This window comes from Burkholderia sp. Ac-20349 (assembly GCF_017104865.1).
Lineage (GTDB): Bacteria > Pseudomonadota > Gammaproteobacteria > Burkholderiales > Burkholderiaceae > Burkholderia > Burkholderia aenigmatica.
Genome location: NZ_JAAGPM010000066.1, coordinates 32,639 through 42,397, shown reverse-complemented (window position 1 = coordinate 42,397; position 9,759 = coordinate 32,639). Strand labels below are relative to the sequence as shown.

Sequence of the window (9,759 nt, the reverse complement as noted above, 5' to 3'; positions counted from 1 at the left end):
GCGCGGCTGGCAGCGCGTGCCCGGGCGGGCGGCGAGCGGATGCGCACGTCGCCGGGCGGGCCGGGCCGCACGCTGAAGAACCTGTTCCAGGAACGTGGCGTACCCGCATGGCAGCGCGACGTGCCGCTGCTGTTCGCCGGCGACCAGCTGATCTACGTGCCGCGCCTTGGCGTGAACCGCGATGTCGGCGTGTCCGGCGATGGGGCATCCGGTGACGGTGCGTGGCGCCGGATCGAGTGGCGTCCGGACCTGCTGATCGCATGATGGGGGCAGGCTGCCTGCGACGCCATGGCGTGCCCATTTTCACCATTTGGTAAACAGCGCCGGAACGACCTCGGACGCGGCGAGCGGCTTGTCAAGCGGGCCTCTATCGGGTACGCTCGGTCGTTTGCTCGGCTCGATTTTTGAGCGATTTGTGCAGGTTTTCCGCGTGACGTACCCGGTTTGCGCGGCCTGATCGGCCTTCCGGGCAAAATCCGTCACGCTTGCGTGTTGCGTCCCAGCCGTCCCCCTCGTCGTCCGTCCACAGCCACAAGCCGCGTGACCGAACGGCTACGCGGCCTGCCCAGCGCGCCCGTGCGGTTTCTCCTCCAGTTCAGAACGACAATGGCACTCATCGTACACAAATACGGCGGCACTTCGATGGGCTCGGTCGAGCGCATCAAGAACGTCGCGAAACGCGTCGCAAAATGGCATCAGGCCGGGCACCAGATGGTGGTCGTGCCTTCGGCGATGTCCGGCGAAACCAACCGTCTGCTCGGTCTCGCGAAAGAGATTTCGAGCCAGCCGAGCCCGCGCGAGCTCGACATGATCGCGTCGACCGGCGAGCAGGTCAGCGTCGGCCTGCTGTCGATCGCGCTGCAGGAAATCGGCGTCGAGGCCGTGAGCTACGCGGGCTGGCAAGTGCCGATCAAGACCGACAGCGCGTTCACGAAAGCGCGCATTCACTCGATCGATGACGAGCGCGTGAAAGCCGATCTGAATGCAGGCAAGGTCGTGATCATCACGGGCTTCCAGGGCGTCGATCCGGATGGCCACATCACGACGCTGGGCCGTGGCGGCTCGGATACGTCTGCGGTCGCGGTCGCGGCTGCGCTGGGTGCCGAAGAGTGCCTGATTTATACGGACGTCGATGGCGTCTACACGACCGATCCGCGCGTCGTCGAAGAGGCGCGACGCCTCGATCGCGTGACGTTCGAGGAAATGCTGGAAATGGCCAGCCTCGGCTCGAAGGTCCTGCAGATCCGCTCGGTCGAATTCGCCGGCAAATACCAGGTGAAGACGCGCGTGCTGTCGAGCCTGACCGATCCGCTGATTGCGCTCGACGAAGAAATGCGCTCGGGCACCCTGATTACTTTTGAAGAAGACGAGACCATGGAAAAGGCAGTCATTTCCGGCATCGCGTTCCAGCGCGACGAAGCACGCATTGCTGTGATGGGCGTGCCCGACAAGCCGGGCATCGCGTATCAGATCCTCGGCCCGGTCGCGGATGCGAACGTCGACGTCGACATGATCATCCAGAACCAGAGCGTCCAGGGCAAAACCGACTTCACGTTCACGGTCGGCCGTGGCGACTACCAGAAGGCGATGGACATCCTCACCAACCAGGTGAAGGGCCACGTGAACGCCGAGCAGGTGCAGGGCGACCCGAAGGTGTCGAAGGTGTCGGTCGTCGGCGTCGGCATGCGTTCGCACGTGGGCGTCGCGAGCAAGATGTTCCGCACGCTGTCGGAAGAGGGCATCAACATCCAGATGATCTCGACGTCCGAAATCAAGATTTCGGTGCTGATCGACGAGAAATACATGGAGCTGGCCGTCCGCGCGCTGCACAAGGCATTCGAACTCGACCAGGCGTCGTGAATTTTTCGTGATGCGTTGAAGAAAATGCATCACGGAAATTGACGTACGGTTCGAAACCCTATATTATCTTGTTCTCGTCGCACTGCCTCCCTGGTGCGAGCGAAAGTTTGGGAGACGTGGCCGAGAGGTCGAAGGCACTCCCCTGCTAAGGGAGCATCTGGGCCAAAACCTGGATCGAGGGTTCGAATCCCTCCGTCTCCGCCAAAAGCGGTGACAAAGCCCCGCAAGTTCTCGGACTTGCGGGGCTTTTTCTTTTTCCGGCGCTGCAGTACCGCTCACTGGTGTACCTCTTCACGCGAAGAGAGCCGATGAAACTGCCTGTTCGCATCCTCCTGTCGCGCTACGGTATCTACTACTACCGTCACCGGTACGCCATTGCTGGTAAGCGACGTGAGAAGAGTCTGTCTCCGAACACCGAAAATCCAATTGTTGCCAAGAAGAAGGCCTTGATGGCTTCGGCTATCCTTGTCGCAGACAAAAAACAGGTGAGCTTGCCAAACATGCCCAAGGATAAAGAACTCATGGATGGGGTCTTGGGGAAGATCCAGGAGCAGGTGCGCGATCTTGAGGTTGTGTATTCCACACCTCCAGGGCACAGCACCACCATGAAGGCTGATCCCAACGTGCCCGGCGATCTGGAAGCGCTTATGAAGGCTTCCGAGGCGTTTGGGAATAGTGAGTGGGGGCAATCCTTCAAACGTGCTCCGGATGATGCTACGCAAGCACCATCACAACCTGTTGTGCGCGCATCTATCGCGGCGACTGCGCCAGTGGCGCCAGCTCACGTTGTCATTCGAACCCCTCAGGTCAGCGTTACAGAATTCCCCGAGCCGGTTGTAGCAGGGCTGACCGTGCAGACAGCCACCAGCCGCTTCGCAACGCGCCACAAAGCCAAGCTGGCACCCAAAACGCTCGATGAGTATCGGCAACGTCAGTTGCGCTTCCAAAACTGGCTTGCCACGCGCAAGCACACTGAGCACGATCCGATCCGTGCAGGTAGTTCTTTTATCGCATATCAATCAGAACCGTCGGCTAATTTCTAGATGAAGCACGATCTCTACCTTTTTGAAAACCTCTTGACTGCAACCTCGCGTGAAGAGTTGCACAATGGGGTGGTAAAGCTTGCTGGCGAGTTCGGTTTCCCGAGTCTGTTCTTTTCTCCTTTGGTCGATAGCGGCGGAGCAAAAAAATTCTTCCGAGACCATGGCCAAATTGCGCCGGAGCACCTGCCCGCCAGGAATATATACACGACCTATCCTGAATCATGGTTAGTGCGTTATCAGCAAGCCGAGCATATTCACCGTGATCCGGTCGTTCGACAGGCAACTCAAACAACCCTGCCGATTTATTGGGATCGATCTTCTCAAGGGCGCAATGTCGTCTTCGACGAAGCACGCGAGCACGGACTTGCCGAAGGAATCACCATCCCGATTCACGGTGCGAACGGCGAGTGGTCCCTCTTCAGCGTCGCGTCCGACTCCTCTCTGCGCCATGACCGCTCGCATGCGTCTGCCTTCGTTGGCCAAATCCAGCTTTCAGCCTTCTACATGAGTGAGGCGGCGAGGCGTCTCGGTGAGCCGACGGGATTGGCAATCCGAGCTTTGACCAAACGGGAAAAAGAGTGCCTACTCTGGGCGGCACAAGGGAAGACTTCGTGGGAGATCGGCAACATCTTGTCTATTTCGGAGCCGACGGTGGTCTTCCATTTGACGAATGCCAAAAACAAACTTCAAGCCACAAACAGGCGTCAGGCTGTTGCCAAGGCAATCAGTCTCAGGCTGATCCAGCCGTAACCACGAAACCTATAAGAACTTATAGCTATCAAAAAAATTTCCTTTAAGTGACTATGCACCCACGTAGACGGCGAACCATCGCTAAATTTATGGTTCCTGTTCTTTGCGCAATATGTATCGGGGGGAAGCATGCAGGTCTATGAGGGGAGTTTGATAGAAGGTGGCGTGAGCAGCGCTGATGGGCGGTGGAAAAAATACACCTACCTGAAAATCGGAAATCAGCAAATCAACAATGTTCGGATTGACATGAAGTTTGACCGCGTTTTGCATGGTCAAATTGACCGCGGCACCGTTAAGCTGTGGATAGAGCGCTGGTTTTCAAGAAACATAATTATTGGGATTACTCAATCTGACGGGCAAACATTCCGTCAGGGGCTTGGGGTATTTTATTCGCTGTTGTTTTTTTCTTTGGCGCTTGGCACAATCTTCCTTCTTGTGTCTTTCGCCAGGGGTGGCTCGCTAGCCTTGGTTCCAGCAGCACTTTTATTTCTCACGGGCCTCATTCCGTGGAGCTTCATCAAGAAGGTCAGGTCAATAAAATCCGACCACACATATTGAAAAATGGAATTCCAAAACAGAAAGCACCCTGATGGGTGCTTTCTGTTTTGGTGCGGCTGATCAGTTGGCCTTGAACTCAGTGTCCGCACGAGAGATCCGTGCTGATGGCGCTTGGCAAGTCCATGAGCACGGACAGCCCCGATGGGCGTCTCGAGTCACCTTTATTCCGCAGCGGGTGCGGAGTGAAGATATTCTTGATCTTCTGGTAATTTCCAACTCTTGTATGTGTGACCCCGTATCCGCCAGTAACGGCGGCTGAACCCCGGAAGATTGTGGTCTTCCGGGGTTTTGTTTTTTGGCTCGGATCGACAACGATCAAAACAACTATCAAAGCGGTGGCTGCTTCAAGACACACTGTCGACGAACACGCGAGTCGGCATGGCCCAGCCGAAATGATGGACGACCTCATTCAACACGTGCTGTTGCTGTTGGTCGGTGAACGCCGCGGTGGCATCACTCAGCACGATCGGTTCATAGCCGAGATCGTGCGCGGCGCGCAGTGTCGACTCAATGCATACATGGGTGGCATAGCCCGCAAGGTACAGCCGTGTGATGCCCTGGCCACGCAGATAGTTGTCCAGGTCGGAAGCGGAAAAAGCGCTGGCGCCCGCCCGTCCGCTGACAACGAATTCATTTTCGAGCGGGGCATACGGCCCATGGAACTGCCAACCGCTATCTTGCTTCTGCCAGGTGCCGGCCTTTTGAATTGCGCCACGCAGACCGAATCGAGCACGCCCCAACTCTCGGTAGTCCGAAGACATCTGCAGCGTCGCGTGAATCACGGGCATGCCCGCTTGACGTGCTGCCGCCAACGCAAGCTTGGCGGCTTCCTGCGACTGGGAGAACGGATGCTCATCCTTGATCAGCCGCCTCAACTTGCCTTCCGGAGCAAGCCATTCGTTGACAAATTCGATCATGAGCAGCGCGGATCGACCGTCGTTCGGCACGTTGGGTATCGGTTGGCGTGCAGCTGCGGCAACGCTGACTTCAGGCTGCGACGATGGAGGGGCTGCCTCACTGGCGTCGGTTGCCATGGCGGACAACAAGAACAGTCGCGAGAACCAGCTTTGCGTGAATTTCAGCATGTCTACCCCCTCTTCAATCTGTGAGGGTTCGACTATATTGATGAACCAGTGTCACGATAAGGCCTTAAAATTCAGACTTATTGTGAATTGAGGGAATGGCAGAGTGGATCCATTTACCGATATCAGCACCTTTGTCCGGGCTGCCGAGGCCGGCAATTTCACGCGTGCTGCACGGTTGCTTCAGCTCAGCCCCTCAGCCGTGAGCAAGGCAGTCGCACGCCTGGAAGCTGAACTGGGGGTTCGGCTGTTTCACCGTTCGCCGCGGCAGATCACCTTGACCGGGGATGGCGAGTTGTTCTTTGCAGTCTGCCGCCAGGGAATGACGGACATCGAGGACGCTCGCAGCAGGCTTGCGGGTGCGTCGCAACCATGGCGGGGCAAGTTGCGGCTCTGCGTCCCGGTGAGTTTCGGCCAGTATGTGCTGGCGCCTGCGCTCGGTGAATGGCTGAACGCACATCCCGGGCTGGATATCGAACTGGCCCTGACGGATCGTCACGTTGACATGACGGCCGAGCGTTTCGACCTGGCCGTGATGTTGGGAGAAGTGCCTGACTCCCGACTGGTGGCGCGCCCGTTGCCCGCTCATCGCTTCGTGACGGTCGCTTCGCCGGCCTACCTGCAGTCGCGGGGTGTGCCCGATACGCCAGACGACCTGATCGACCATATCTGTCTGCGTTATGTGATGGTCAACAGCGGACAATTCCGAGACTGGACGTTTGTTCGTGGCGGGGATCAGTACCGCCATTTCCCCGTGGGGCCGTTGGCCAGCGACCATGCGTCAGCGCTCCTGGCGTTGTCGGAAGCCGGGGGCGGTATCCTGCAAGCTCCGTATTATGTCGTCGCGTCGTCGTTGGCTGCGGGGCGACTTGTTCCTGTCCTCGGCGACTTCAAGAGTGTCGGCGCCCCTTTGTCGGTGGTCTACGAGAAAGCTCGCCAAGCCTCTGCGCGCACCCGGCTTGCCGCCGACTTCTTGTTGGCGCTTGGCGAGCGACTGTCAGGTTGATGCCGGATTCAAAGTCGTCGCGTCGCTTGTCGCGATGGCGCAGGGCGCATTGCTGCTCGCGCTCGAAACGTTCTCCGTCGTACTCCACTCGCGCACATTGCAGGATGTCGCGCATGGCGACGCGAGGCGATCGTCACGACGCCGGCGTCGAAGTCGGCTCCGCCCGCCGCAAACTACATGCTCGACGGGCGCAATATCGTCGATGCGATGACGCTCGCGTCGTCCATTTTCCCGCGCAACACGACCGCCATCGCACGGTGACGACGCACATATGGGGCCGCTCGAGTCATCCATGATCGCGGTTGGAAAGTGAAGGATGCGGGTGTAGCGACCCTTCGCTCGACCTGCATCGTGTAAGGCAAAATGAAGTGCAAATGAAAGTATCTGTGTAAGGATTGGGCGCCGTCTGCTCGCTGTCCCGCCGGGCATCAATTAGCGCATTCCGACCCTCCGAAATGGCACGCCGGCGTCAAAAATGCGGCGCTGCGTCGTTTTTCGCGATCGCCCTCGTCGGGCAATACAAAAAATTACTCATAAAAATCATGGGCCTAGGCTGATACCAAAAATCTGCGCATTGCTGCGATGCAGAAAATAACCAATCGCCTTATGCTGGTTAACCCGATCGCGTTTGAGCGACGTCAAGTTTTCCGATGATGTCGCTTTACATTTTGCCAACACTGGCGATTCACGAAATCTATCTGTCGATTTGATTTCGTTCCTTTCGTCTCGCCTGTCCCCGATGCAGTGCGCGACTTCATCAAGGCCTAGTTGACATGCATGATTTCCCCTTCCTGAGCCTGGCCATCTGGGCTCCGATCCTGTTCGGCGCGTGCCTGCTGCGCGCCGGTTCCGATCAACATCCACGTCGAACGCGGTTGATTGCGCTCGTCGGCGCGCTGGTGGGGCTGGCGGCGGTCGTTCCACTGGTCGCCGGTTTCGATGCGCACTCGGCTGCGATGCAATTCGTCGAAAGCCGCAACTGGCTGGCGGCATTCAATTCCGGATGGCGGGTCGGCATCGACGGCGCGTCGCTGTGGCTCGTCGTGCTGACCGCGTTCACGACGCTCGTGGTGGTGGTGGCGTCGTGGGAGTCGGTCACGGTGCGTGTCGCGCAGTACTACGCGTCGTTCCTGATCCTGTCGGGGCTGATGGTCGGTGTGTTCGTCGCACAGGACGGGCTGCTGTTCTTCATCTTCTTCGAGGCGACGCTGATCCCGCTTTACCTGCTGATCGGTACGTGGGGGCGGGAGCGTCGCGTGTACGCGGCCGTGAAGTTCTTCTTCATCTCGTTCGCCGGCTCGCTGATGCTGCTGATGGCGATGCTGTACCTGTACGCGCAGTCGCATACGTTCGACATGGCCGTGTGGCGCACGCTGCAGCTCGGCTTCGCACCGCAGTTGCTGGTGTTCCTCGGCTTCTTCGCCGCATTCGCGGTCAAGGTGCCGATGTGGCCGGTCCACACGTGGCTGAGCGACGTCTACACCGACGGCCCGACCGGCGCCGCGCTGATGCTCGCGATGCTCAAGCTCGGCGGCTACGGGTTCCTGCGCTTCGCGTTGCCGGTCACGCCCGATGCGAGCCACTTCTTCGCACCGGCCGTGATCGCGCTGTCGCTGTTCGCGATCGTCTATGCCAGCCTGATCGCGCTCGCGCAGACCGATCTCGGCAAGCTGCTCGCGTATTCGACGGTCGCGCACATGGGGATCGTGACGCTCGGGCTGTTCCTGTTCAACCGGATCGGCGTCGAAGGCGCGATCGTGCAGCTCGTGTCGTACGGCTTCGTCGCGGGTGCGATGCTGTTGTGCGTGAACGTGCTCGTCGATCGCACGAAGCAGCGCGAGATCGCCGCGTACGGCGGTGTGGCGGGCGTGATGCCGCGCTTCGCGACCTTCACGGTGCTGTTCGCGATGGCCAACGTCGGCCTGCCGGGCACGTCGGGGTTCGTCGGCGAGTTCATGGTCATCATGGGCGCGATCCGCTTCAATTTCTGGATCGGCGCCATCGCGGCGCTGACGCTGATCCTCAGCGCGTCGTACACGCTGTGGATGCTCAAGCGCGTCGTGTTCGGCAAGGTCGCAAGCCAGCGGATCGCGAAGCTCGCCGACCTGAACCGGCGCGAGATCGTGATGTTCGCGTCGCTCGCACTGGTCGTGCTGGCGGTCGGCATCGATCCGAAGCCGTTCACCGATGCGATCGATCCGACCGTCGGCAGGCTGATCGAAGACGCGAGCCATTCGAAGCTGCCGACCGGGGATGGCCCTGCGCAGCCGCAGCCGTCGTACATGGCGTCGACGCGCAGCTGAGCGCGGCACGTCGCGCGAGCGGGCGCATCGCACGGCGGTGCGGTCGTTGCACGCGCATCGATCGCGGTCCGGCGCAGGCAGCGCCGGGCCCGCTTTCGGCTGCGTGAAATTGCCCCGCGACAATCTGTCTCACGGCAGATTCTGCAATGATGATTTTCCGCATTAGCTGGTTTTTCATCGCACTCGCGCGACGTATGATTCGGCCACTTTCGTGGATCGAATGCGCATCGGGCGTACGCAAACGGATTCAATGACCCTCGGGCTGTGTGATGAAAAGAAAAGCTTCAAAAGGCGGAGTGGCGCTGATGTCGATCGGCGCGGCTTTGAGCCTGTCAGGCTGTAATTTAGATGTACTAAATCCGAAAGGAAGCGTGGGCGCTGCCGAAAAGGCGCTGATCGCAACGTCCACCTGGGCGATGCTGATCGTCGTCATTCCGGTGATCCTGCTCACGCTGTGGTTCGCGTGGCGTTACCGCGCGTCGAACCGCAACGCCACCTACGCGCCGAACTGGTCGCACTCGACCGCGATCGAGGTCGTGATCTGGACGGTGCCGACGCTGATCATCCTGTTCCTCGCCGTGCTCACGTGGAAGACCACGCACGAGCTCGACCCGTACAAGCCGCTCGAGTCGTCGGTGAAGCCGATCGACGTCGAGGTCGTCGCGCTCGACTGGAAGTGGCTGTTCATCTATCCGGAACTCGGCATCGCGTCGGTGAACCAGCTCGCGATTCCGGTCGGCACGCCGGTGAACTTCCGCATCACGTCGGATTCGGTGATGAACTCGTTCTTCATTCCGCAGCTCGGCGGCCAGGTCTACGCGATGGCCGGCATGCAGACGCGCCTGCACCTGATCGCCGACGAGCCCGGCAACTACGCGGGCACGTCCGCCAACTTCAGCGGCCGCGGTTTCTCCGACATGAAGTTCCGCACGCTCGCCGAGCCGCGCGAACAGTTCGATGCATGGGTACAGAAGGTGAAAGCGTCGCCGGACCGGCTCGACGCGACCGTGTACGGCACCGTCGCGCAACCGAGCGAGAAGGCGCCCGTGCGCTACTTCTCGTCGGTCGATCCGCGACTCTTCCACAACATCATCGCGAAATACAACGATGGCCACGTCCTCGACCTGAAGGACGCCGCCTGCGGCACGAAGGGGTAA

At 59.6% G+C, this 9,759-nt stretch carries 9 protein-coding genes and 1 tRNA gene; 9 read left to right on the top strand and 1 reads right to left on the bottom strand.

From position 1 onward, the window contains the following. The 6 genes from tilS to G3N61_RS21580 all read left to right on the top strand — a co-directional run. Positions 1–264: tRNA lysidine(34) synthetase TilS (tilS, locus tag G3N61_RS21605; protein WP_205823534.1), on the top strand; the 264-nt coding region annotated here is incomplete at its 5' end. 342 nt (positions 265–606) lie between these two features. Further along, the gene (locus G3N61_RS21600) at positions 607–1,860 is read left to right on the top strand and encodes an aspartate kinase (protein ID WP_027787050.1); all 1,254 of its coding nucleotides are present in this window, start codon (positions 607–609) and stop codon (positions 1,858–1,860) included. 110 nt (positions 1,861–1,970) lie between these two features. Beyond that, a tRNA-Ser gene (locus G3N61_RS21595) sits at positions 1,971–2,064 on the top strand. 104 nt (positions 2,065–2,168) lie between these two features. Beyond that, positions 2,169–2,903 (top strand): hypothetical protein, encoded by a 735-nt coding sequence (locus G3N61_RS21590; protein ID WP_205823533.1) that lies wholly within the window; start codon positions 2,169–2,171, stop codon positions 2,901–2,903. Beyond that, on the top strand, positions 2,904–3,653 hold the full coding sequence (locus tag G3N61_RS21585) for a LuxR family transcriptional regulator (RefSeq protein ID WP_089450865.1): 750 nt from the start codon (positions 2,904–2,906) through the stop codon (positions 3,651–3,653). Between the two features lie 129 nt (positions 3,654–3,782). Continuing rightward, positions 3,783–4,211 carry a hypothetical protein gene (locus tag G3N61_RS21580; RefSeq protein WP_089450864.1) on the top strand — a complete coding sequence of 143 codons (429 nt, stop codon included), beginning with the start codon at positions 3,783–3,785 and terminating at the stop codon, positions 4,209–4,211. A 344-nt stretch (positions 4,212–4,555) separates the two neighbouring features. On the opposite strand, the gene G3N61_RS21575 is transcribed toward G3N61_RS21580, so the two are convergent. Beyond that, entirely contained in the window at positions 4,556–5,296 is a 741-nt protein-coding gene (locus tag G3N61_RS21575) for a cysteine hydrolase (RefSeq protein WP_205823532.1), read from the bottom strand. 103 nt (positions 5,297–5,399) lie between these two features. On the opposite strand from G3N61_RS21575, the gene G3N61_RS21570 reads away from it, so the two are divergent. The 3 genes from G3N61_RS21570 (at position 5,400) to cyoA (ending at position 9,759) form a co-directional block, all read left to right on the top strand. Next, a complete protein-coding gene (locus G3N61_RS21570) occupies positions 5,400–6,299 on the top strand; it encodes a LysR family transcriptional regulator (protein WP_205823531.1) in 900 nt (299 codons plus the stop codon). Positions 6,300–7,072: 773 nt separating this feature from the next. Next, positions 7,073–8,602: an NADH-quinone oxidoreductase subunit M gene (locus tag G3N61_RS21565; protein WP_043189151.1), complete on the top strand. Its 1,530-nt coding sequence runs from the start codon at positions 7,073–7,075 to the stop codon at positions 8,600–8,602. Positions 8,603–8,871: 269 nt separating this feature from the next. Next, positions 8,872–9,759: a ubiquinol oxidase subunit II gene (gene cyoA / locus G3N61_RS21560; RefSeq protein WP_043189153.1), complete on the top strand. Its 888-nt coding sequence runs from the start codon at positions 8,872–8,874 to the stop codon at positions 9,757–9,759.